This is a genomic window from Actinoplanes derwentensis, from assembly GCF_900104725.1.
Classification (GTDB): domain Bacteria; phylum Actinomycetota; class Actinomycetes; order Mycobacteriales; family Micromonosporaceae; genus Actinoplanes; species Actinoplanes derwentensis.
In genome coordinates this window covers 10,624,316-10,647,639 of sequence record NZ_LT629758.1, presented here as the reverse complement: position 1 = coordinate 10,647,639, position 23,324 = coordinate 10,624,316, and the positions used below count along the sequence as shown (strand labels likewise).

Sequence of the window (23,324 nt, the reverse complement as noted above, 5' to 3'; positions counted from 1 at the left end):
TCATGCCAGGGCCACCAGGATGAGCGGCGCGCTGCCACGCAGGATGTCGATCAGGGTGCCGAAGAGGTGGCCGTTCTGGATCGTGACGAACTGGTTGGAGGTGAACATGTTGATGACCAGCATCACCGCCAGGATCAGCGACGGCCAGAACAGCCGGTTCTTGATGATGCTCATGAGGTTGCTCCGCTGGCGATGGTCTGCATGATGCGGTCGGCGTCGACGTCCGCGGTGTTCTCCAGCTCCTCGACCAGGCGCCGGTCCCGCAGCACGGCGATCTTGTGGCTGAGCCGGAGGACCTCCTCCAGCTCGGCGCTGACGAACAGCACCGCCATCCCGCCGTCGGACAGTTCGGCCACCAGCTTCTGGATCTCGGCCTTGGCGCCGACGTCGATGCCCCGGGTCGGCTCGTCGATGATCAGGAGCCGCGGCTCGGTGATCAGCCACCGGGCGAGCAGCACCTTCTGCTGGTTGCCGCCGCTGAGGTTGCGGACCGGGCGCTCCGGGTCGGCCGGCCGGATCTGGAGAGCCTTGATGTACTTCTCGACGATCTCGTCCTGCTTCTTGCGCGGGATCGGGCGCGTCCAGCCACGGGTGGCCTGCAACGCGAGGATGATGTTCTCCCGGACGCTGAGATCGCCGATGATGCCCTCGGTGCGCCGGTTCTCCGAGGAGAAGGCGATCCCGTGTTTCATCGCGACCTGCGGGTCGCGCAGCGTGACCCGTTTGCCGTCCACCGACAGCTCGCCCTTGTCGGCCTTGTCCGCGCCGAACAGCAGCCGGGCCAGCTCGGTGCGGCCGGAGCCGAGCAGACCGGCCAGCCCCACCACCTCACCCTCGTGGATGGTCAGGTCGTACGGGGAGATCGCGCCGGTGCGGCCGAGCCCTTTGGCCTCCAGCAGCGGTTTCGCCTCGGCGGCCCGCTCCCGGTTGCGCTGCGCCTTGTCCTCGAGGTCCTCCAGGGCGGCGAGCTCCTTGCCGATCATCTTCTCGACCAGCTGCACCTGGGACAGCTCCTCGACCCGGTGCTCACTGATCAGCTGGCCGTTGCGCAGGATGGTGAGCCGGTCGGAGATCTCGAAGATCTGGTCCAGGAAGTGCGAGACGAAGAGGATCGCCACGCCGGACTCCTTGATCAGGCGCATCACCCGGAAGAGCTGCTCCACCTCGGCGGTGTCCAGGCTGGAGGTGGGCTCGTCGAGGATGAGCACCCGGGCGTCGATGTCGATCGCGCGCGCGATGGCGACCATCTGCTGGATCGCCAGCGAATAGGTGTCCAGCGGCGCGGACACGTCGAGATCGAGGTCGAGCCGGGCGAGCAGCTCCGTGGCACGGCGCCGCATCTTGCCCCATTGGATCTTGCCCCATTTACGCGGCTCACGCCCGATGAAGATGTTCTCCGCGACGGAGAGGTTGGTGCAGAGGTTGACCTCCTGGTACACCGTGCTGACGCCGGCCTGCTGCGCCTGCAACGGCCCGGCGATCCGCACCGGCACGCCGCCCAGCTTGATCTCGCCACCGTCGATCTCGTAGACGCCCGTCAGCGTCTTGATCAGAGTGGACTTGCCGGCGCCGTTCTCGCCCATGAGCGCGTGGACCTCGCCCGGGAACAGACGGAAATCGACGCCGTCGAGGGCGACGACGCCGGGGAAGACTTTTCTGATCCCGGTCATCTCGAGGACCGGGGACTGCTCGCCCATTCTTGCTCCGTTTCGAGCGCCGTAGGTCGCCCCGGACGAGCCGGGGCGACCTACGGGCGAATCAATCAGTACTTGCGGTTGGGGAGCTCGGCCTTGGCCTGCTCCGGGGTGAAGGTGCCCTCCTTGGTGAGGATCCGCTTCTCCACCGCTTCGCCGGCCTTGACCTTCTTGGCGGTCTCCATCAGCTGGTCACCGAGGAGCGGGCTGCACTCGACGATGAAGTTGATCTTGCCCGCGGCCAGCGCCGTCATACCGTCCTTGACCGCGTCGACGGTGATGATCTTGATGTCCTTGCCGGGCACCTTGCCGGCGGCCTCGATGGCCTCGATCGCGCCCAGGCCCATGTCGTCGTTGTGGGCGTAGAGCACGTCGATCTTCGGGACCGACTGCAGGAAGGTCTCCATGACCGTCTTGCCGTCGGCGCGCTTGAAGTCACCGGTCTGCGACTTGGCGATCTTCAGGTTCGGGTTCGCCTTGATCGCGTCGGCGAAGCCGGTCTGCCGGTCGATGGCCGGAGCCGAGCCCGTGGTGCCCTGCAGCTCGACGATGTTGACGTCGCCGGTCTTACCTTCGTACTCCTTGGCCAGCCACTCGCCGGCCTTCTGGCCCTCCACCTTGAAGTCCGAGCCGATGAAGGACTCGTACAGCGAGGTGTCGGTCGAGTCGACGGCACGGTCGGTCAGGATGACCGGGATGTCGGCGTCCTTGGCCTCCTTGAGCACCGCGTCCCAGCCGGAGGTGACCACCGGCGAGAAGGCGATGACGTCGACCTTCTGCGTGATGAAGCCACGGATGTCGCTGATCTGGTTCTCCTGCTTGCCCTGCGCGTCGGAGAACTTCAGCTCGATCCCGGCGGCCGCGGCGGACGCCTTGATCGACTCGGTGTTGGCGGTACGCCAGCCACTCTCGGCACCCACCTGGGAGAAACCGAGCGTGAGCTTGCCGTCGTCGCCGCCGCCCTCGGAGCCGCTGTCACTGCCACCGCAACCGGCAAGCGTGGACACGGCCAGGAGGCCACCAAAAACCGCCACAGACAAAGTCCTGCGCACTACAACCCCTCCAGAACTGTTACCGTTAACAAACAATCAGCGGCCTGGGCGACCAGCCCAAACACGCGAGAATCGCCGTCCTGCTGCGACCGCCGTCACAGCTTGCGTTTCGTGAGTGTTACCGCTCTCAACCACGTCGTCAAGAGATATGGATCAACGTTTCAGATCTGTTGCAAGAACGCCTATCTCACCCGTGGTGATCGAGCGGAAGCTGCTAGGAATCGTCCAATGGCGACACCTGACCATGTGCCGGGGCCCGAGCCGGCACCCGAATCACCCGCGTTCGCACTTCGGCCGAGACCCGGCAAGGAGCGCGGCAGCGTCATGCGTGACGTGGCCAAACTGGCCGGCGTCTCGCACCAGACCGTGTCGCGAGTGATCAACGAGCATCCGCACGTCCGCGCCGAGACCCGGGAACGAGTGCTCGCCGCGATGCGCTCGCTCAACTACCGGCGCAACCTGGCCGCGCGCACCCTCGCCACCCGCAAATCGCACACCCTCGGATCGTCGGGTTCGAGACCACCCTCTTCGGGCCCGAGTCGATGCTCTACGGCATCGAGAGCGCCGCCCGCGCCGCCGGCTACCTGGTCAGCGTCGCCACCGTCCGGGACCTGTCACACCGGCCCGTCCTGGAAGCCGTCGACCGGCTCGTCCAGCACGGCGTCGACGGCATCATCGCCATCGCACCCAAACACGCGGTCACCACGGCGCTCACCCACGCGCCCGCCGGCATGCCCTGCGTCGCCGTCGGCGGAGACGGACAAGCCGGCTTCCCGACGGTACGGGTGGACAACGCCGCCGGAGCCCGCCTGGCCACCCGGCACCTGCTCGACCTCGGCCACGCCACCGTGCACCACGTCGCCGGACCCCTCGACTGGCCCGAGGCACAGTCCAGGGTCGACGGCTGGCGCGAGACCCTCTACGCGGCCGGCGCCGTCGTCCCGGCCGTCACCACCGGATGGTGGGACGCCGAAGCGGGGTACGACCAGGGCCGCCGTCTCGCCGCCGACCCGGCCGTGACCGCCGTCTTCTGCGCCAACGACCGGATCGCGCTGGGGGTCCTCCTCGCCATGCACGAATCCGGCCGCCGGGTGCCCGGCGACGTCAGCGTCACCGGCTTCGACGACATGCCCGACTCCGGCTACTTCCTGCCCCCGCTCACCACCGTCCACCAGGACTTCGCCGAACTGGGGCGGCGCGCCCTGTCCCTGCTGCTGCGCCACATGGCCGCCCCCGACGGCGACGACCCGCCGGAGGACGTGGTGGTCGCACCCCGCGTCGTGGCCCGGGCCAGCGCCGGCCCACCACACACCTGACCAGCGGTCTCCCCCGACATCCGACCTGGTCTTCACCCAGACGCCCGCCCCGGACCGGTGCCAGCACCCCGGTCCGGGGCGGTGCCAATCTCGGCTCGCTCCGGTGACCGAGGGTTGCGCCCCGGCGGCACGCCGCTACAGTGCGAGGGGTGCTCACCGATGAGACGCCGTTTCCGGAGACGCCCACCAGCACGGGTGTGAGCGCCTGGTTCCGGCGCCGGGCCCCACGGCTCGCCGGCACCCTGCACATCCGCGACGCCGCCGGTCACGAGATCATCGTGCCGCTGCGCGGACGGGACACCCTGCTGACCGCGGCCGGCAGCGGACTGCCCGGTTACGGGGAGGCCTGGGCGGTGCACCTCGGCACCTCCCGAACCGGTCTGCTGATCGTTTACGGCCCGACCGGCGCGGTGGCCGACCGGCGCTCCGGCATCTGCCCCGCCGGGCGGACCATCACCCTGGGCGGCGCCGACTTCACCTGGCTGCTGCCACCGCCGAACGTTCCCGGCCACCTGCGCGTCCCGGCGCAGCGCACCGCAAACACCCGCGCCGACTACGGCCGCTTCCGCAACATGGTCCGGAGCGTCACCCAGAGCCGGTAGCGTCGAGGCAGGAGACCTGTTGTCGCTAACACTCGGGTGTTTCGGCCCTGTATCGTGACGACCCGGCTCCGCTAGGGTGAGCGCTAACATCCGCCGGTCGAGGAGAAGACGACGTGACTTACGGTTCGCCGGCCCTGCGCCGGGCCGTGCTGCTGGCCAATCAGAGGATTCCGCTGGCCAAGCTCGCTCAGCTCACCTGGGGAAACGTCAGCGGCATCGACCGGGAGGCCGGGCTGTACGTGATCAAGCCCTCCGGTGTCGCCTACGACGACCTGACCGAGGACGACCTGGTGCCCGTCGACCTCGCCACCGGCAAGGTCCTCGACGGTGACCTGCGGCCGTCGGTCGACAGCGAGAGCCACCGCGCGTTCTACCTGGCGTGGCCGTCGATCGGCGGGGTCACCCACACCCACTCGACGAACGCGGTCGCCTTCGCCCAGGCCGACCTGGACATCCCGGTCCTCGGCACCACACACGCCGACACGTTCGACGGCCCGGTCCCGGTGACCCGCGGGCTCACGCCCGAGGAGTGCGCCACCGACTACGAGCTGAACACCGGCCGGGTCATCGTCGAACGCATCGGTGACGACGAGGCCGCCGCCGGGATGCCGGCCGCCCTGGTCGCCAACCACGGGCCGTTCACCTGGGGCGCCACCCCGATGAAGTCGGTCGAGAACGGCATCATCCTGGAGGCCGTCGCCGAGATGGCCATCAAGACGCTGGCCCTCAACCCGGCCGCCACCACCCCGCAGCACCTGCAGGAGCGCCACTTCAAGCGCAAACACGGGCCGGGTGCCTACTACGGCAACCCGCCGAAGTAGGCACCCCACGACCGGCGGATGCGGCCACCCCCTTGGACCGCATCCGCCGGTCGCCAGACCGACGTGCGGCGCTCACCGCACTGGCTCCGCCGTGCCTGCTCCCTCGCCGGCCGCACCGGTGACCCGGCGCTCGGTTCATCCCAGCTCAGCCACGCTCGCGACCACCTGTTCGCGGAGAGCCGGCGGTAACGGGGCGAACCCGGCGTTCGCGGCGGCCTCCTGGCCGGCCTCGCTCGCGGCGTAACCGAGGAAGCTGCGGGCCACCCCGGAGACGGAGCCCCGGCACACCACCTCGTAGGTGACCGAGACGATCGGGTAGGCGCCGCCGGTGACCGTGTGGTCGATCGCCAGGCGCAGGTCGCCGCCGGCACCGGAGACGGTGGCCGCGGCGATCGTCAGGCCGGCCGCGTGGTCGGTGGGATCGGCCCAGCGGCCGTCCGAGGTGCCCACCCGAACCCCGGGAAGATCATTGACCCGGGCGTACGAGGATTCCACGTACCCGATCGCGCCGTCGGTCCCGGCGATCGCGGCCACCACCCGGTGACTGCCACGACGGCCGTCGCCGCCACGAAGTGGCCACGCACTGCCGGTGCCGTGGGTCCAGACCGACGGGGCCGCCACCGCCAGATAGGCGAGGACGTTCGCGGTGGTGCCGGAGTCGTCGGACCGGTGCACCACCCGGATCGCCGTGGCGGGCAGGGCGACGCCCTGATTGTCGGCGGCGACGGCCGGATCGTTCCAGACGGTGATCCGGCCGCTGAGGATCCGGGCGATGGTGTCCGGCCGCAGCCGCAGACTGTCGACTCCGGCGACGTTGTAAGCGAGCGCGATCGGCCCGGCCACCAGCGGCAGATGGACCGCCGGGCCGGTGCCGCAGCGGGCGTCGGCTTTGGCCTGGTCGGCGGTGCTGAGCGGGGTGTCGGTTCCGGCGAAGTCCCCGGTTCCGGTGAGGAACGCCCGCACACCGGCTCCGGAACCGGTGCTCGCGTATTCGACGGTTGCCTCCGGGCAGGCGATCTGATAGGCCTTGATCCAGGCGTTGACGGCGTTCGTCTGCGCCGACGACCCCTGCCCGGTCACCGGCCCGGAGCCGCAGGAGATCCGCACCGGTTCCGGTTCGGGCGCCTGACAGCCCGCCGTCGCGAGCAGCGCCACGACGGCGAGGGCCCGCAGCTTCATCACGGTGTTCCTTTCGGACGGCGGCCGGGCGCGGCCGGCGCGGAGACGGCACGGCAGCGGAGCGCGGCCGGCGCGGAGACGGCACGGCGGCAGGGCAAGCGGCAGGTACGGCGACGACGCGGCGCTGGGGCGAGTCATCGGTACTCGGCCAGGCGGCGGCGTACGGCCATGGGGATCAGCGCGACGACCACGGTGAGAATCGCGCCCGGCAGCACGGTGGAACCGGTCATGGTGGTCTCCGCGGCGCGGAGCGCCCGAGCGAAGTCCTGCTCGCGCTCGCCGGCGACCTCGGCCACCGACGCGTCGAACCAGGCGAAGTCGAAGGCCGCGTCACCGCGACGGATGCCGGTGAGCAGCCGGGTAGCCTCGTCGGCGCGGCCGGCGTCGGCGAGGTTGAGGATGCGCAGATGGACCCGCTGGTAACCGGCCCAGCGCACGGCCGCTTCCGCCCCGGCGAGACGGGACAGACCGCCCGTGGCCGAGGTGTCGCAGGGGGCCTCGCCGGTCAGGCAGGCGGCTTTCCCGGTGAAGTCGTCGCGGTAGTAGGAAAGGTTGCCGCTGACCAGATATCGCCCGGTGTCGGCGGCCGCGTCGTAACCGAGGGCCCGCAGTTCGGAGAGGGCGAGGTAGGGCCCGAGCCCGTCGTCGCGCCCGTCGGCGAGCTGCCGGGACTGCAGCTGCAGTACCAGGACCGCGGCGGCCAGCAACAGCACACTCAGGCCGGTGGCCACGACCAGAGCCGGGTTCCAGTTGCGCCGGAACCGGCGGGCCATCCAGATCTGCAGCTGGATCAGCAGCCCGACCAGCGCCCCGCCGAGAACGATCACGACGGCGGAACCCGCTGACTCATAGGCGGCTTTCGCCCGGTACGCCGCGTCGAGCCGTCCGGTGCTGGCCTCCCGCAACCGGGCCGCGTCCGGCAGGATCCGCAGGTGCAGCAGGTTGGTGGCCTGGGTCCAGTATCCCAGCGAGTCCGGCGCGGTCAGGGCCTGGCCGACACGCTGCCGGTAGACGGTGAGCCCGTCCATGACGCGGAGCACGACAGCCGGTTCCGCGTCCGTGGTCAGCAGCAGTCGCAGATCATGGTCGACCTGGTAGCCGCGGTCCCGGTAGATGCCGAGCGCGTCGACACGACTGCCGGCCAGTTCGTCGCTGTCGCCGGCCAGCAGGATCCGGGTGACCTGGGCATCCAGGTCACTTAGGGCGAAGTAGAGGTCGGCGGCGGTGGCGGCCTGCGGCGCGGCTTGGAGCCCGATGACCCGGACCTGTTCGCGCACCCCGGCCATCACCAGAGTGAGGGCGAGCAGCAGGGCGGCGGCCGCGCCCGCGGCGAGCACCGCCCACAACCGCAGACGGGCCGGCGTCTCACTCCGGAAAACAGCCTCGACATTGACGGGCACGCCGCCACGGTAAGCCATTACCGCAATTATCAGAAAGCGCGGCCAGCAGTTCTCCGGACGTTAATTCACCGTTCCCTAAACGGCCTTGAGCTGGAAAGACGCCCTCCGAATCGCTTTATCCAAAGATCAGCTGCGCACCCTTTTCCGGGAGCGCGACGGCGCCGCGTCGTGGCGGGGCAGAGCGAGCGGATCGGGCAGGTCGTGGGCGGCGCTGAGCCCGTCGTCGCGGCGTTCCAGCATACCTTCGCCGACCAGGTCGGCGACCAGCCCGGTGAGCCGGTCGTCCAGTTCCCCGGACCGGCGCGCCGCCCATCCGAACAGCTTCCCGGTCGCGGCGAGCAGACCCTCCACCTCGATCGCCCCGGCGTCCTGGACCAGATGCTCCAGCGCCACCCGCAGCTCGGAGTCGGCGACCTGATCGGCTTTGCGGGCCACCCCGCCGGCCCGGGTCCGCACCGCCGGCACGATCTGGCCGGGATCACCGAGGAACTCGTCCGCCCAGGTGACCCGGGCCTTCTCGGCCTGCGCCGCGATCTCGGCGTCGATCACGGTCCGGGCCGGCTTGGTGATCCGGGCGATCGACCAGGCCTCACGCATCCGCTGAAGGACGACGCTGACGTGCACCGGCCCCTCGACGGCGGCGATCCGCCGGATCGCGTCGGCGAGGTGGGGGCGGCTCTCCGGGTCGGTGAGGCCGGTTCCGGCAGGCAGCGGGGCCAATTGCGCCTTCTGGTACGGGTGGGCCCACTCGTCCGGCCCGTGGTGCACCTCCATCGCCGCCGCCTCGACCTTCCCGGCCGCTTTCGGTGCCGTCGTCTCCTTGTTCGTCTCCTTCAAGGCCGCCGCCTTCGCCGGAGCCGCATTCTCCTTCGGGGCCGCTGTCTTTCTCGGAGCTGTCGTCTTCTTCGGAGCCGTGCTCTCCTTCGGAGCCGTCGGCGCCTTCGCGGCCGTCGTCTCGCCGGCCGTCGTCTCGGCGACGGTGCTCTTCACCGGCCGGATGGTGCGCGTGGTCCGCGGCCGGGTGCTCTTGCGCGCGGGCCCCGGAGCCTCGACGGGTGCGACGAAGACCGGCTGGACGTCGGGCAGCCCGTAGACGGTTACCGGAGCGTGGAAGTCGGCCTCGGCCCGCACCGCGTCGGCGAGGGCGATCTCCTCGGCCTCAGCCCGCGCTTCAGCTGCAGCCCGGGCTGCAGCTTCAGCCCGGGCGATCTCCACGCGGGAGGTCTCGGCGAGAGCCGCCTCCTCCAGGGCCGCCTCAGCGAGCGCGGCCTGCGCAGCCCGTGCCCCTTCGGCCCGGGCGGCTTCGGCCAGTTTCGCCTCGGCCTGAACGGCTTCGGCCCGTTCCGTGGCGGCCCGAACAGCTTCGGCCCGTTCCGTCGCGGCCCGGGCGGCTTCGGCTCGGGCGGTCTCGGCCCTGGCCAGGTCCGCCCGGCTCACCCGCTCGAAGACGGCCGCGGTGACCCGGGGCTCGTCGTCGATGTCGCCGTGGATGAGGTTGCCCGACTCGACGGCGGCACGCGCCACCTCGCCCCGGTTGACCTTCTCGAAGACGGCCGGCCGGACCCGGGTCTCCTCTTCGGCCCGGTTCACCTGCTCGAACACCGCCGCCCGAACCTCCGGCACGGCCCCGGCGGACTCGGCGGGCTCGGTGCGGGACACCCGCTCGAACACCGCGGGCCGTACCCCCGTCTCCTCGGTGAGCATCGGTTCCGCCTCGGCGGGCGGCCCGCTGAACACCTGTTCCGCCTCGGCGGGCGAGTCAGCCACGGCCGGCGGCCCGAACGCCACCGGCAGATCGAACTCGGCCGGCAGATCGAACGCCGCGGGGAAGGCCTGTTCCGCCGCAACCGGTTCGAGGTCGGGGTCGAGGTCCATGGCGCCCGCCCACACCGGTGGGGTCTCCTCCCACGACAGTTCCTCGTCGTGGGCGCCCGGGAAGGCGTGCGACCACTCCCGCGGGGCCATCTCCTGCCGCACGTCCGCGAACCCGGCCAGGTAAGCGTCGGCATCCTCGTCCACATCGGCGAGAGCGTCGGCCAAGGTGTCGGCCGGGTCGTGGGCCAGGCCGTCGACGTGTGCGTCGGCGAGGACCGTCACCGGGGCGTACCCCGCTTCGGTCTCGACGACCAGGACCGGCTCACGTTCCTCGTCCTCGACCTCGCCCTCGATCTCGGCCGGGTCCGGCACGGTGCTGCCGTCCAGTTCGGGCGCCTGCTCGTCGGCCGGGTACCCGGCCAGGGCCGCCTCGATCGCCGCACGCAGCCGCTGTTCCTCGTGTTCGCGGTCGAGGTACCAGGCGGTGCCCCAGATCCGGTGCAGCCGCCAGCCGAGGTCCTGTAGTACCCGTTCGCGCAGCCGGTCCCGGTCCCGGGCGGCGGGCGCCGAGTCGTACGTGGTGCCGTCGCATTCGATGCCGAGCGCGAACGGGGCGTTGCGCCGGGCGGACGCCCGCACGGCCAGGTCGATCCGGAACGCGCCGGTGCCGACCCGGGATCGCACCCGATAGCCCCAGGACCGGATCACGTCGCGGACCGAGTCCTCGAACGGGGTCTGCGCCTCGGGCCGGGGTTCGTCCAGGCCGAGGGCGTTCTCGCCACGGGCGGCGTAGTCGAGGTAGCCGGCGAGCGGCCGCAGTTCCTCGGTGTCCGGCAGGTCCCGGGCCCGGAGGGTGGAGACGACCTCGACCCGGCGGCTGGCCCGGGTGCTGGCCACGTTGAGGCGGCGCCATCCGTCCTGTCCGCCGAGCCCGCCGGGGTCGGCGCCGATCGCCAGGATGATCACGTCTCGTTCGTCGCCCTGCACGGTCTCCAGGTCCTTGACGAAGAACCCGTGCAGACGGTCGTCCTCCGGCGGCACCACCATGTCGGCGACCGCGGCCTCGATCTGGGCGGCCAGGCCGGGGGTGGCGGCGATGACGCCGAGGCTGCGTTCGGGGCGGGTGACGAAGTGGTGGGCGACCCGTCCGGCGACCAGGCTCGCCAGGCCGTCGTCGCCGTCCTCGGGCACGGCCGGGAACAGTTGCACCCCGGCGTCCGGGCCGGCCGGTCCGGCGGGCGGGAAGGTGTTGAGCCGTCCCTGGTAGAAGGTGTGGTTGGCGAACGCGATCAGCGACTCGTGCCGGCTGCGGTAGTGGGTGCCGAGGTCGAGGACCGGGAACGCCGAGCAGCTGATGGCCAGCTCCAGCACCGACCGGCCGCCGCCGGGGGTGGGCAGGGCGGTGAGCTGCCGGTCGTCGCCGACCACGACGAACGAGGAACCGCGGTAGACGCAGGTGATGGCGTCCGGCACCGGAACCCGGGACGCCTCGTCGATGATCACCACGTCGAAGGTGAGGTCGGCCGGGACGAGCCGGCTGACGTCGGCGGGCACGGTCAGGAAACACGGCTTGACCGCCAGGGTGGCGTGCCGGGTGCGGCTGATCAGTTCCTGCACCGGCAGGCGGCGGCCCTGCTGGGCGGCGGACGTGCGCAGCAGCGCGGCCTCGGCCGCGGCGGCACCGGTGGGCTGCATCTCGTCGACCGCGTTCATCACGTCGGCCGCGGCGGCGCGCTGCAGGCGGGTGTCCCAGAGCCGGAACTCCTCGACCAGGTGGTCACGGGCCGCGGCGTCCAGCGGTGGGAGGCGGTCGTCCTCGCGGATCACGGTTCCGGCCCACGACTGGAAGAGGGCCCGGCCGAGTACGGGGAGGATCTGCTCGACCGTCAGGTCCTCGCGGGCACAGAAGTCGATCACGTCTTCCAGGCCGTGTTCGGTGAGGGTCGCGCGGGCCGCCTGGTACTCGAACCACTCCTGCTGCCCCTTGGCGTCCTCGAGCAGCGCCCGGAGCAGTTCCAGGGCGCGTTCGTGGTCGTCGAGATCCGCGGTGAGCGAGGCGTGCCGGCGGGGCGCGAAGGCCCGCAGGATCCAGTCCTTGGCGGCCTGCCACTCGGCGACCCGGGCCGGCATCCGGTCGGTGGGGCGGGCTTCCCGTAGGGCCGTCACCTGGTCCTGAGTGAGGGCGGTGTCGACGCCGACCCGGATCCGGCGGGCTTCCGAGGTCCAGGCCATCGCGGTGGCCAGCGCTTCCACGTCGGTCTGGATGCCGCGGTACGCGGTGCCGAGCACCCGGGTGTATTCGCCGTTGTTCGCCGACAGTGCCGCGGCGGCGTCGGCGGCGGTCTCCCGGAGCAGCCCGACGGCCGCCGATTCGGCGAGGGTGAAGTCCCGGCCGGCCGCCGCGCTGTACGCCCCGACCAGTTCGGCCGCGGCGGTCAGCGGTTCGACGTGGGCCCGCAGCCAGGTGATCGCGTCGTGTACCGGCCCGGCGGCGAGCTGTGGCCGGGGCGCCGGTTCGGGGGCGGGCCGCAGAGCCGCGATCCACCGTTCGAACTCCTTACGGCCCTCCGCGACGATCCGGATGATCGCGCTGTTCGGGGTGGCCGCGCTGACCCGTTCGATGACCGCGGGCAGGGCTTCCGGCGGGGTCACCCGCATGACCTCGTCGGCGGTGGCCAGGGCCCGGCCGATGGCTTCGAAGTCGGTGTCCAGACGCCGCCAGTGCCGGCCGAGGACCCGGGCGTACTCCCGTTCGGTCTGGTCCAGGTCGTGCAGCGCCTTCTTCCAGGCGGCGGCGCTGGCCAGGTTGGCGACGGCCTGGCTGCGTTTGACGTCGGGGCGGGCGATCTCGGCGGCCGCCTTCTTGTCCCGCCGGTACGGCGAGCGCAGTTTCCCGATGCCCTTGTGCACGTGGGCGAACCGTTGGGCCAGTTCGTCCACCGGGTGGGCGAGGGCGGCCTCGTTGAAGTGCTCGCGGGCCTTCTCCTCGGCGACCCGGACCACGTCGACGGCCCGTTGCAGCATCCGGGAGGCGGTGTGCGCGGCGGCCATCCCGGCCGCGTCGAACCAGTTCGCCTCCGGCTTCTCCGGCCGGTTCAGCAGGTCCACGATGGCGGCGACCCGGTTGATGTCGGAGAACGCGATCACGTTCGGCAGGCCGAGCCGGGCGGTGACCCGGTCGAGGCTGTGCTGGTGCTGTTCGAGCCGGTCGGCCTCATCGGCGAACCGGCGGGCCAGTCCACGGGCCTGAGCCGCGGTCAGCGGCAGCAGTTCGACCGGGGGCGGGGCCAGGTGCGCCAGGCTGGGTACGATCGGCAGCTTCGCCGGTGACGGCAGTGCCGCCCAGGTGACGCCGGAGCGGGCCTTCACCGATTCCTCGGCCTGGTTGAGGGCCTTGAGGTGGCGCAGCAGGCCTTCGGCGGCGCGGGCGACCGGTTCCAGCCCGTCCATCAGCAGCCATTCGTCGGCGGCTTCGGCCGGGCGGCGGGCGGCGTGCCCGACCAGGGTGGTCAACGCGATGGCGTCGGCCAGGTTCCGGGTTCGGAAGGCGACCGCGAGCCGGTCCTTGCCGACCGCTTCGAGCAGGTGTTCCAGGGCGGCCAGGGCCTGCTGGAGCCGGGCTTCGAGGCGGTTGCGGTCGACGACGTCACGCCACAGGAACGCGTCGCCCTGCAGGGCCGGTCGCCAGGCACGGCCGAGCTGGTCGGCGGCGTCGCGGACCCGCTGCAGGGACTGGGTGGTCAGCGGGACCGGCAGGACCGGCGGGATCGGGGCGGACGCCACATCGGTCATCTGCGCGCACATGCCCAGCACGTCGTGCAGCCGGTGCCCGAGCGGCTCCCGGACCTCGTTCATCGCCTCGGCGTACGCGTTCAGCCGCTCCCGGTGGTCGCGCAGTTCCTGCCGTTCGTCGGTGGAGAGGCCGGGCGGCGGCAGCGGGATGAAGTCGAGGGCGGCCGCGAGGGTGGTGGCGACCTCGTCCCGGCCGGTCCGGTCGGAGTGCAGTTCGAGCAGGTAGTCGTCGAGTCCGGCGAGGGTCAGCCGGGCTTTGACCACGTCCAGGGAGGCGGCCTTCTCGGAGACCAGCAGGACCCGTTTCCCGGCGTGGATCAGGGCGGCGATCATGTTGGCGACGGTCTGCGACTTACCGGTGCCGGGTGCGCCGCGCATGACGAAGCTGCGCCCGCTCAGGGCCGCCGACACGCATGCGCGCTGGCCCGCGTCGGCGTCCAGGACCAGGGGGATGTCGTCGGGCGGGGCGACGTCGTCGATGCTGCGGGCCGGGATCGGCTCGAACTTGAACGCGTCGATCTGAGCGCGGGCCTCGGTGGCCAGGGCGCGGATCACCGGGTGGGCGAGGATCTGGCGCTCGTTGTCGACCAGGTCGTGGTAGACGACCTCGCGGTGCGTGGTGAACCGGGACAGCAGGATCGCCTCGTCGGTACGCCATTCCGGGTGCTCGCCGATCGCGGCGTCCAGGCGGGCCCAGAAGACGGTCACGTCCAGCCCGGTCAGGCTCTCCACGGCCGGAAGTTCGATGCCGTGCTCCTTGAGACGCACGGTCAGGGCCGGGTTGACCAGCGGGTCGTCCGGGCGGGCCCGCAGTCGCGGGTAGTCGTGCGGATCGGTGTCGGCCAGGTCGACCGGCAGCAGCAGGATCGGGCTGGCGTACTCCCGTTGTTCGTCGTTCCAGTGCAGGGTGCCGATTGTCAGGTAGAGCGCGGACAGGCCGTACTCCAGCTGGTCGCGGTGGGCCGAGCGGCGCAGCGACCGGAGTGTGGTGTCCATCTCCACGTCGGTCATCGGGGTCTGGAAGGCGCTGATCGCGCGAGGCCGCGGGCCTTCGGCCTGTTCCTCGGCCCCGAGGAAGCCGCACTCCCGGCCCTGTTGCAGTGCTTCCAGGACGCCCCGTGGGGACGGGCTGTCGATCGCCACCACGCCGGGACCGTCCGGGTCGACGTGGATCAGTGGATTCGTGGCGGTGAGGTCCAACAGACCGGTTCGCCACGTCTCCAGTACTCCACGGACCCGAGCGTCCGGCCGTCCGGTCAAGCCGTCAGCATCATCCCACCGCATCTGCACATTCCAGCAAGGCGAGGTGGGTCACCGTGGCGCTTTTCCGGGTTAATCCGACGTATCCCACCCAGAAAAGCCGACTAAAACCCCCGAATCAGTCATACAGCCCCCGTCTGGGTGGTTCCCGGCCCGTCCGGAACCTGCACGGCCCGGACGGGACAGACGGCGCAGATCAGCCCCAGGTGGGAACCCACCACTGCCAGCCGGCGGGGGCCGGCGGCCAGGACGGGTCCGGGATCCAGCCGTCCGGCGGGTACCAGCCGTCCGGCGGTGTGGGCCAGCCCTGCGGGACGGCGAACCTGATCCCGTTCGGCGCCGGCGGGATGGGTGCGTGCGGGTTGGTGGCCTCGGGAGTCGCCGGGGTGAGACCGGCGATGGCCCCGGAGTTCGCCTTCACCACCGCGGCCAGCGCCGGGATCACCGTGGTCTCGGCGATCGCGAACTCCTGATCGTCGGTGTAGCCGGGACCGTCCGCCGGCGCCGGGCTGACCGGGCGGGTGAGCGGGTCGGCGAGCAGCGTGCCCGGGCCCTCCGTCTGCCGCACCGGGATGGTGGCCGAGGCGCTGTGCCGGGGACCGGGCAGGCTGGGCAGCGCTCCGCTCCCGGCCGCCCAGGCGGGCCCGCCGTCGTCCGGCTCGGCCCAGCCGGACCGGTTCTCCTCCGGCGGCGCCCAGGAGGGCCGGTCGTCGTCCGGCGGTGACCAGATGGGCTGGCTGTCCTCCGCCGACCAGGCGGGCTGGCCCTCGCTCGAACCCGCCCGCCCCGGAACGGGCGCGTCCGAACCGGGGAACCCGAGTCCGGGCGACACCTGCGACGCGGCGTGCTGGTCCGAACCGGGGAAGCCGGGGCCCGGCGATCCCTGCGACGGGACGTGTGCGTCCGGACCCGGGAAGCCCGGTCCGGACGTCTGCTGCGGCGCGGGTGACACCGCCGCGCTGCCCAGCGAGGCGGCGAACGGTGACGGGAACGACGGTGCCGGCATGTCCTGCAGCGGCGAGAAGGCACCGTCCTGGGCCGTGGGCGGGAGCCCGGCGGCGGCCGACGGGTAGGACCCGGACGGGAACGGCCCCGCTGAACCGGACGGGAACGGCCCGGCCGGTGAGACCGGGGTGTGCGCGGCTGGAGCCGGTGGCGACGACGGCCCCGAGGCCCAGCTGGGCAGGGAGTCCCCGGAGACCCAGTTCGGCACCAGGCCGCCGGCTGCCGGGCCGCCGGACATCAGGCCGGGCGCGGGGCTGCCGGGGGCGATGATGCCGGGGATCGGCGAGGAGGAGGCGGGGGCCTGTCCGGGACCGGCGAACGACGTACCGCCGCCGGAGTTGTTGGTCGGGACACTCGCCGTGCCGCGGCCCGCGGCCGGGACCGCAGCCGGTCGCCGCGCCGCGCCCTGCAGATTCTCCGGCAGTTCCTGGGCACGGGCGGCGTAGAGCATGACCTCGCTCTTGCCACTGTTGCCCTTGACGATGGCCCGGGCCGCGGTGACCGCGCCCTGTTCGGCCAGGTGGCGCAGGGTGGGCAGCAGTTCGCCGCTCACCTTGGGGCTGAGGTCACCGACCCGGGTGTCGCCGATCCGCACCTCGACCAGGTGGTCGGCCATCTCGTGCAGCGTCACGTAGGCCCAGCACTCGCCCTCCGGGCGCAGCAGCGGGACGAGCGCGCCCAGCGACTGCTGCTGGCCGACGACCTGGACGGCCGAGCCGGACGGGAGCAGCCGGTACTCCTGGGCGGGCGGGGCGTTGGCCGGCACCAGCATGTGCGGTTCGGCCAGGTCGAGACGGACGGTGGCGTCGAAGGCTGCGGGACGGCCGTCGGCGGCGCCCCACTCCCGGCCGGTGATCCGGGCGTTGACCTCGGGGACCAGCCCGCGGGTGCTGAGTGCGGTGAGGACGACGACGTACCGCGCGGCCTCCGGGCGTGGCAGATGCCCGAGCAGGTGGGAACCGGACCAGACTCCGACGGCGTTGCGGTCGTGCTTGTTGTTGCGGTCCGGGATGAGCTGGACGGGAACGGTTATGTCGGCGCCGCGGGGGTCCAGGTCGGCGTCGAAGAGAGCACGTATCGCTTTCGCGTAGTGCGTCTCGCCGACCACTTCGGCACTTGCCCAGCCCGCTTGGCCCCAAAGGGGGAACCGATTCGCCACACGGGAACGCTAGTGTCTGCTTTCCGTCAGTGACCTCACCCGTACGGATGAGTGCGATCGTCCGTACGTTCCGTATCCAGGCCACTCGTTAGAGCGACTGAATTGCCGTTCAGTGTTGGTCATACCCGGCGACAGGCACCAAACCGGTCGCCGGGCGGACCTTAACTGCTGGTTAACCCACCTTGACCACCATCTTGCCGGTGTTGTCACCCCGCAGCAGACCGAGGAACGCACCCGGCGCGTTCTCGATCCCATCGACCACCGTCTCCCGCGCAGTGATCTTTCCCTCACGGAGCCACGCGGCGGTCTCGGCCACGAACTCGGGCATCCGGTGCGAGTGGTTGCCGACGATGAAACCGCGCATGTTGATCTCCTTGCCGATGACCGAGGCGAGGTTGCGCGGCGCGGTCGGCGGGGCGGTGTCGTTGTACTGCGCGATGGCTCCGCACAGGGCGATCCGCCCGAACTTGTTCATCGACGCGATCGCCGCTTCCAGGTGCTCGCCGCCGACGTTGTCGAAGTAGACGTCGATCCCGTCCGGCGCGGCCGCCCGCAGCTGGTCGCGGACCGGCGCGTCCTTGTAGTTGAAGGTCGCGTCGAAGCCCAGCTCGTCCACCAGGTGCTTGGCTTTCTCGGCGGACCCGGCGCTGCCGATCACCCGCTTCGCCCCGCGCAGCCGGGCGATCTGGCCGACCACGCTGCCGACCGCACCGGCCGCACCGGAGACGAAGACGGTGTCACCCTCGCGGAACTGCGCGATGTCGAGCAGGCCCGCGTACGCGGTGAGGCCGGTCATGCCGAGCAGCCCGAGGTAGGCCGAGAGGGTGGGCGCGGCGGCCGGGTCGACCACCCGGACCTTGCCGGCGTCGACGACCGAGAACTCCCGCCAGCCGAGCCCGTGCACCACGAACGCGCCGACCGGCACCGTCTCGTCCTGCGACGCGACGACCTCACCGATCGCGCCGCCGTCCAGCGGCTGCCCGATCTGGAACGGCGGGATGTAGGACTTCACGTCGTTCATCCGGCCGCGCATATAGGGGTCGACCGACATGTAGACGTTGCGTACCAGCACCTGGCCGGGACCGGCCTCGGGCACCGGCACGTCGGCGACCTCGAAGTTCTCGGCGGTGGGCCAGCCGGACGGACGGGAAGCGAGGCGGATCTCTCTCACGGGTTCTCCTTAGGTGTCGTTGTTTTTCGACAGTACGTCGAAAAACTCGACACCGCGTTACGGTGTCCGCATGAGCACACTCCCCGGGCGTCGGCGTGGCCCCAGCAAGGGCGACCGCCGCGAGCGGGCGATCCTGGAGACGGCGCGGACCCTGCTGGCCCGCAAACCCCTCGCCGAGATCACCATCGACGAGCTGGCGACCGGTGCGGAGATCTCCCGGTCGAGCTTCTACTTCTACTTCGACTCGAAACTCGCCGTGGTGGTGGCGCTGCTGCACGGCATCTCCGGCGAGCTGGGCCGCGACTCCGGCCCCTGGCTGGACGGCGCCGGCCCCGACGCCGAGGCGCTGCGCGAGGCCCTGACCGCGCTCGCGGTGCTCTGGCGTGATCAGGGCCGGCTGCTGACCGGGGCACTGGCCGCCGCACCCGGCTGCCCGCCGCTGGCACAGTGGCGCGACGAGTTGCGGACCGCGCACGTGCATCGGCTGGCCGCCCGGATCGAGCGGGACCGGGCCGCCGGGCTGGCCCCGGCCGGCCCCGGCGCGCGGGTGCTGGCCGGGCTGATCGACGACCTGCGGACCGCCGCGTTCACCGCGAGCGCCGACCCGGAGGCACTGGTCGCCGACCTGGTGACGGTCGAGCTGCGGATGATCTACGGGGAGTTCCGCGATAACCACTCGGCCGGGTGATCGGCGAGCGCACCCTGAGGCCATGCATATCGGTGTCATTGGAGCAGGTCAACTGGGCGGCACTCTGGCCCGGTGGTGTGCCGAGAGCGGGCACGACGTCGCGGTCACCTCGCGGCACCCGGAACGGCTGCGCGCCGAGGTCGACCAGACCGGCGTACCGCTGCGGGTGATGTCGATCCCGCAGGCGGCCACCTTCGGCGACGTGGTCATCTTCAGCCCGAACTGGTCGTCCGCCTTCGAGGCTCTCGAACAGACCCGGGGCCTGCTGGCCGACAAGGTCATCATCGACGTGACCAACCCGGACATCCCGGACGACATCTCCGGACTGGAGGCATTGATGGACCGCGCACACGAGGGGCATTGGGCGAAGGCGTTCAACACCGTGCCGACCGACGTGCTGAGCCGGCGGCGCGGGCACGACCCGCTGCTCACCGAGTTCGTCTGCACCGATGACCGGGACGCCCGCCAGGCCGCGTCGCGGATCATCCGGGACCTCGGGTTCGCGCCGGTCTACGCCGGTGGCGCGCACTCGGCGCTGCTGACCGAGACCGGCGGCCCGCTGCAGATGCGCGAGGTCGACGTGAAGGACGCGACCGAGGTGCTGGCCGAGGCCCTCAACATCCACCCGATCTGATCAGCACCGTCAGATCAGCACGTTCACGATGCTGGGCGGGGTCATCCGGGCGATGCGGTCCCGGCTGGCCATGACGGCCTCCTTGTCGTCGCGCATCCGGCGCTCGCTCATCTCGGAGGCCGCGTCGATGGCGAGCCGGCTGCAGTCCTCGCGCAGCCGCAGCCAGGCGGCGTGGGTCTCCCAGACGGTCGGGGTTGTCGACGTTCCGATGCTGATGGTCATGACGGACTCCCTGGGGCTTCGGCGATCCGAGGCCCCGACCATCGGCGGGCAGATCCCACCCTGAGGGGAATCCGCGAAGAAGTTTCCGCGACCGGGCCGCCGACGTACCGGACGCGGCAGAAACCACGGACGGACGGTCGGCACGCGCGGTAGCGTCGATCATCATGTCGCTCTGGTCGTCTCTGCTCCGGCGTCGCGCCACCAGCGACGCCGGGAGCGATGCCCAGGTTCTCGCCGGGCTCACCGAGACACTGCGGGAACGCGACGCCGAACTGGAGCACCTGCGGGCCGAGCTGGACACCCAGGCGCAGGCCTCGATGGTGCACCAGCGGGAACTGCACAAGCAGTTGCGCAAGCGGGCCCGGGAGGCGATCGACGACACCGCCGAGGTGATCGGCGGCAAGCTCGAGGACGTGGTGCTGCAGGTCGGCGCGGCCCGGGACGCGGCCGTCGCCACCAACCAGCGGGTGACGGTCACCAACGACGCGGCGAACGCCCTGGTCCAGCGGGCGCACAGCGCCGACGAGGCGGCCACCGCGCTGAACGCCAGCCTGCGGCAGGTCGCCGGGATCGCCAGCGTGATCTCCGGGATCGCCTCGCAGACCCGGCTGCTGGCCCTGAACGCCACCATCGAGGCGGTCCGGGCCGGCACCGCGGGCAGTGGTTTCGCGGTGGTCGCCGACGAGGTGAAGGGCCTGGCCGACACCACCGCCGACTCGACCGAGCAGATCACCCGGACGGTCGCCGCGCTGGAGGCGGACGTCGCCCAGATGGGCCAGACCCTCGCCGCGATCATCAGCGACGTCGGCGACATTGAGGACGCGATGCGCCAGCTCGGTGGGATCGCCGACCAGCAGCACGAGATCGTCGGTCTGCTGCACCGCAGTGTGGACGCCACGATGGAGCAGATCGGCGACCTGTCCGCGGTGGCCGACCGCCTGGAACGGCGCCGTCACGACCGGCTGCCGGTGCAGGGTTCGGTCCGCCTGGACCGGCCCGGCCGGCCCACCGTGACCGCCGACCTGATCGACCTGAGTTCGGACGGGCTGGGCTGCACGGTCCCGACGGCGACCCCGCTCGCGGTCGGTGACGCGGTCCGGGCCGAACTGAGGATGAACGGGCTGGACGGCACGTTCGACGCGCGCGTGGTGCGCCGGGTGGTCCGCGACGGCACCGCCGAACTCGGCATCCAGTTCGGCGACCTCAGCGACCAGACCCGGGCCCGGATCGGCTCGGTGATCTCCCGGATCGTCGCCGGGCTCTAGTCTCGTGGATCGCGTGCCGAAACCGGGAAGACCCCCGGCAGGTCGTCGACGAGGTAACGCTGCACGGCCGGGCCGATCGCCGCGACGAGCGCTTCGGACGGTGCCGAGGCCAGCGGCTCCACCTTGATCACATACCGGGCCATCGCCATCCCGACCAGCTGGCTGCCGGCCAGCGTCATCCGCAGCTGTCCCTGCTCCGGGTCCAGGCCGAGTCTCGGCACCGCCCGGCGCAGCACCTGGGTGAGCACGAACTCGCGGAACAGCCGGGCGGTCCACTCGTTGCCGACCGCGGACCGCAGCAGCGCCACCCCGGCCGCGCCACGCGGGCCGTCCCAGATGTGCAGGAAGGCCCGCACCACCCGGGAACCCATCTCGCCGCGCTCCCCGGCGAGCGCCTCACCGATGACGTCGAGCGGATCGAGCGGCGAGTTCATCGCGGCCAGGAACAGCTTGTCCTTGGTCCCGAAGTAGTGGTGCACCAGCGCCGGGTCGACCCCGGCGCCGGTGGCTATCGCCCGGATCGAGGCGCCGTCGAATCCCTTCTCGGCGAACGCCCCGCGCGCCGCCTCGAGGATCGCTTCCCGAGTGTCCGGGTTGCCGGGCCGGCGTCCGGTCCGTCGCACCATCGATCAAAACCCCTTCGCGCCGTACGTCTGTCAGCGGTCTCTAACCGGTCCTGCGCCGCAGGGTGGCCGCACCGAGGACCAGCGCCACCACGACGGCACCCACCACGACGGTGAGATCCCGCCACATGATGCCCGTCGGTTCAACGTGCACTCCCACTTCGGTAAGTGCCTCCACGGAGTAGGAGAGTGGCAGAACGTCACTGATCGCCTGCAGCCAGCCCGCCATCTCCGCGCGGGGCACGAACAGTCCGCAGAGCAGCAGCTGGGGCGCGGCCACCACCGGCATGAACTGCACGGCCTGGAACTCGGTCCGGGCGAACGCGCTGGCCAGCAGCCCGAGCGCCACCCCGAGCACGGCGTTGGCCACGGCGATCAGGATGACCAGGCCGATGCCTCCGGCGGTGTTCATGCCCAGCGCCCAGTAGGCGAAACCGGCCGCGACCGTGGCCTGCACGGTGGCCGCGAGACCGAAGGCGATGCCGTACCCGAAGAGCAGGTCGAGTTTGCCGGCCGGGGTGGTGAAGAGCCGTTCCAGGGTGCCGCTGGTGCGTTCCCGCAGCATGGCGATCGAGGTGATCAGGAACATCACGACGAACGGGAAGACGCCCAGCATGGTCAGGGCGATGCGATCGAAGACGGCGGGTCGTCCGTCGTACATGAAATAGATCAGGGTGATCAGCAAGGTCGGGACCACGATGATCATCGCGATGGTCCGGGGGTCGTGCCGCAGTTGCGTGAGGATCCGCCGGACCGTGCTCAGGAGAATCACGCCGCGTCTCCCCGGTCGAAAGGCGCACGAGAACGATCGTGACGGTCGATCACGACGCCACCTCCTGCCGCCGGATCAGGGTGAGGAACGCCTGGTCCAGATCCTCGGTCCCGGCTCGCTGCTTGACCGCGGCCGGGGTGTCGTCGGCGATCAGCGCGCCCTCACGGATCAGTAGCAGCCGGTCGCAGCGGTTCGCCTCGTCCATCACGTGACTGGAGACCAGGACGGTGGCGCCGTCGGCGGCGAGCCGACGGAAGTGCGCCCACAACTCGTCGCGCAGCACCGGGTCCTGCCCCACGGTCGGCTCGTCGAGGATCAGCACTTCGGGACGGCTGACGATGGCGCAGGCCAGCGATGCCCGGCTGCGCTGTCCGCCGGACAGGTTGGCCACGAGCTGGCTGCGGGCCGCGCCGAGACCGACCGTCTCGACGGCGGTGTCGGCGTCGGCCGGTCCGCGGCCGTGGAGCGCGGCGAAGTAGCGGGCGTTCTCGGTGACGGTGAGGTCGGCGTACACGCTGGGCGCCTGGGTGACGTAGCCGATCTTACGGCGCAGCGGCACCGAGCCGGCCGGGTGGCCGAGCACGGTGACCCGGCCGGAGGCGATCACCTGCACACCGACGATCGCCCGCATCAGGGTGGTCTTGCCGCTGCCGCTCGGCCCGAGCAGGCCGGTGACGCCGCCTTGCGGAACGGCGCGGGAGAGGCCGTCGAGGACGGCCCGCTTCCCACGCCGCACGACGAGGTTCTGCACCTCGATTGCCGTGGACATAGCCCCTCCGATTAACTCATCAGGTGTTGAATTCAACGCTAGATGAGTTTCCGGTCCGGGTAAAGCGGCACGACCGCAGCCCGCG

Annotated in this window: 17 protein-coding genes and 1 pseudogene; 6 read left to right on the top strand and 12 right to left on the bottom strand. The window is 71.3% G+C overall.

Annotation, left to right across the window (positions count from 1 at the left end; genetic code table 11):
* From BLU81_RS51870 to BLU81_RS47450, 3 genes are all read right to left on the bottom strand, one after another.
* Positions 1 to 174, bottom strand: coding sequence for a hypothetical protein (locus BLU81_RS51870; protein WP_331717473.1), 174 nt, complete (start codon positions 172 to 174; stop codon positions 1 to 3).
* A complete protein-coding gene (locus tag BLU81_RS47455) occupies positions 171 to 1,697 on the bottom strand; it encodes a sugar ABC transporter ATP-binding protein (RefSeq protein WP_092540409.1) in 1,527 nt (508 codons plus the stop codon). The genes BLU81_RS51870 and BLU81_RS47455 overlap by 4 nt, the downstream gene beginning before the upstream one ends.
* Positions 1,698 to 1,762: 65 nt before the next feature.
* Positions 1,763 to 2,701, bottom strand: coding sequence for an ABC transporter substrate-binding protein (locus tag BLU81_RS47450; protein ID WP_231953884.1), 939 nt, complete (start codon positions 2,699 to 2,701; stop codon positions 1,763 to 1,765).
* Between the two features lie 369 nt (positions 2,702 to 3,070).
* Here BLU81_RS47450 and BLU81_RS47445 point away from each other — a divergent pair.
* The 3 genes and pseudogenes from BLU81_RS47445 to araD all read left to right on the top strand — a co-directional run bounded on the left by BLU81_RS47445 (position 3,071) and on the right by araD (position 5,485).
* Positions 3,071 to 4,062 (top strand): annotated as a pseudogene (locus BLU81_RS47445) (LacI family DNA-binding transcriptional regulator).
* 149 nt (positions 4,063 to 4,211) lie between these two features.
* Positions 4,212 to 4,664, top strand: coding sequence for a hypothetical protein (locus BLU81_RS47440; protein WP_092540403.1), 453 nt, complete (start codon positions 4,212 to 4,214; stop codon positions 4,662 to 4,664).
* A 113-nt stretch (positions 4,665 to 4,777) separates the two neighbouring features.
* A complete protein-coding gene (gene araD, locus BLU81_RS47435; RefSeq protein WP_092540401.1) occupies positions 4,778 to 5,485 on the top strand; it encodes an L-ribulose-5-phosphate 4-epimerase AraD in 708 nt (235 codons plus the stop codon).
* Between the two features lie 135 nt (positions 5,486 to 5,620).
* Here the strand turns inward: araD and pstS are convergent, their stop codons facing one another.
* The 5 genes from pstS to BLU81_RS47405 all read right to left on the bottom strand — a co-directional run bounded on the left by pstS (position 5,621) and on the right by BLU81_RS47405 (position 18,266).
* The gene (pstS, locus tag BLU81_RS47430; protein ID WP_231953882.1) at positions 5,621 to 6,802 is read right to left on the bottom strand and encodes a phosphate ABC transporter substrate-binding protein PstS; all 1,182 of its coding nucleotides are present in this window, start codon (positions 6,800 to 6,802) and stop codon (positions 5,621 to 5,623) included.
* On the bottom strand, positions 6,799 to 8,064 hold the full coding sequence (locus tag BLU81_RS47425) for a hypothetical protein (protein WP_231953880.1): 1,266 nt from the start codon (positions 8,062 to 8,064) through the stop codon (positions 6,799 to 6,801). Before BLU81_RS47425 ends, pstS begins: the two co-directional genes overlap by 4 nt.
* Before the next feature lie 126 nt (positions 8,065 to 8,190).
* On the bottom strand, positions 8,191 to 14,931 hold the full coding sequence (locus BLU81_RS47415) for a DUF3320 domain-containing protein (protein ID WP_231953875.1): 6,741 nt from the start codon (positions 14,929 to 14,931) through the stop codon (positions 8,191 to 8,193).
* Between the two features lie 196 nt (positions 14,932 to 15,127).
* The gene (locus tag BLU81_RS47410) at positions 15,128 to 17,095 is read right to left on the bottom strand and encodes a hypothetical protein (RefSeq protein WP_157752131.1); all 1,968 of its coding nucleotides are present in this window, start codon (positions 17,093 to 17,095) and stop codon (positions 15,128 to 15,130) included.
* A gap of 172 nt (positions 17,096 to 17,267) precedes the next feature.
* Positions 17,268 to 18,266 carry an NADP-dependent oxidoreductase gene (locus BLU81_RS47405; RefSeq protein ID WP_092556356.1) on the bottom strand — a complete coding sequence of 333 codons (999 nt, stop codon included), beginning with the start codon at positions 18,264 to 18,266 and terminating at the stop codon, positions 17,268 to 17,270.
* Between the two features lie 70 nt (positions 18,267 to 18,336).
* On the opposite strand from BLU81_RS47405, the gene BLU81_RS47400 reads away from it, so the two are divergent.
* Both BLU81_RS47400 and BLU81_RS47395 read left to right on the top strand, forming a co-directional pair.
* The gene (locus BLU81_RS47400; RefSeq protein WP_092556354.1) at positions 18,337 to 18,954 is read left to right on the top strand and encodes a TetR/AcrR family transcriptional regulator; all 618 of its coding nucleotides are present in this window, start codon (positions 18,337 to 18,339) and stop codon (positions 18,952 to 18,954) included.
* Positions 18,955 to 18,976: 22 nt separating this feature from the next.
* Entirely contained in the window at positions 18,977 to 19,588 is a 612-nt protein-coding gene (locus tag BLU81_RS47395; RefSeq protein ID WP_092556352.1) for an NADPH-dependent F420 reductase, read from the top strand.
* Between the two features lie 9 nt (positions 19,589 to 19,597).
* Here the strand turns inward: BLU81_RS47395 and BLU81_RS47390 are convergent, their stop codons facing one another.
* Positions 19,598 to 19,810, bottom strand: a complete 213-nt coding sequence (locus BLU81_RS47390; RefSeq protein ID WP_092556350.1) for a hypothetical protein — start codon at positions 19,808 to 19,810, stop codon at positions 19,598 to 19,600.
* A 164-nt stretch (positions 19,811 to 19,974) separates the two neighbouring features.
* Between BLU81_RS47390 and BLU81_RS47385 the strand changes: the two genes are divergently transcribed.
* Positions 19,975 to 21,075, top strand: a complete 1,101-nt coding sequence (locus BLU81_RS47385; protein WP_092556348.1) for a methyl-accepting chemotaxis protein — start codon at positions 19,975 to 19,977, stop codon at positions 21,073 to 21,075.
* On the opposite strand, the gene BLU81_RS47380 is transcribed toward BLU81_RS47385, so the two are convergent.
* Genes BLU81_RS47380 through BLU81_RS47370 form a run of 3 tightly spaced genes read right to left on the bottom strand, consistent with a single transcriptional unit; the run spans position 21,072 to position 23,239 of the window.
* Entirely contained in the window at positions 21,072 to 21,701 is a 630-nt protein-coding gene (locus tag BLU81_RS47380) for a TetR/AcrR family transcriptional regulator (protein WP_092556346.1), read from the bottom strand. The genes BLU81_RS47385 and BLU81_RS47380 overlap by 4 nt on opposite strands.
* A gap of 40 nt (positions 21,702 to 21,741) precedes the next feature.
* On the bottom strand, positions 21,742 to 22,470 hold the full coding sequence (locus tag BLU81_RS47375) for an ABC transporter permease (RefSeq protein WP_092556344.1): 729 nt from the start codon (positions 22,468 to 22,470) through the stop codon (positions 21,742 to 21,744).
* Positions 22,471 to 22,519: 49 nt separating this feature from the next.
* On the bottom strand, positions 22,520 to 23,239 hold the full coding sequence (locus tag BLU81_RS47370) for an ABC transporter ATP-binding protein (RefSeq protein ID WP_092556342.1): 720 nt from the start codon (positions 23,237 to 23,239) through the stop codon (positions 22,520 to 22,522).
* Positions 23,240 to 23,324: the final 85 nt, after the last annotated feature.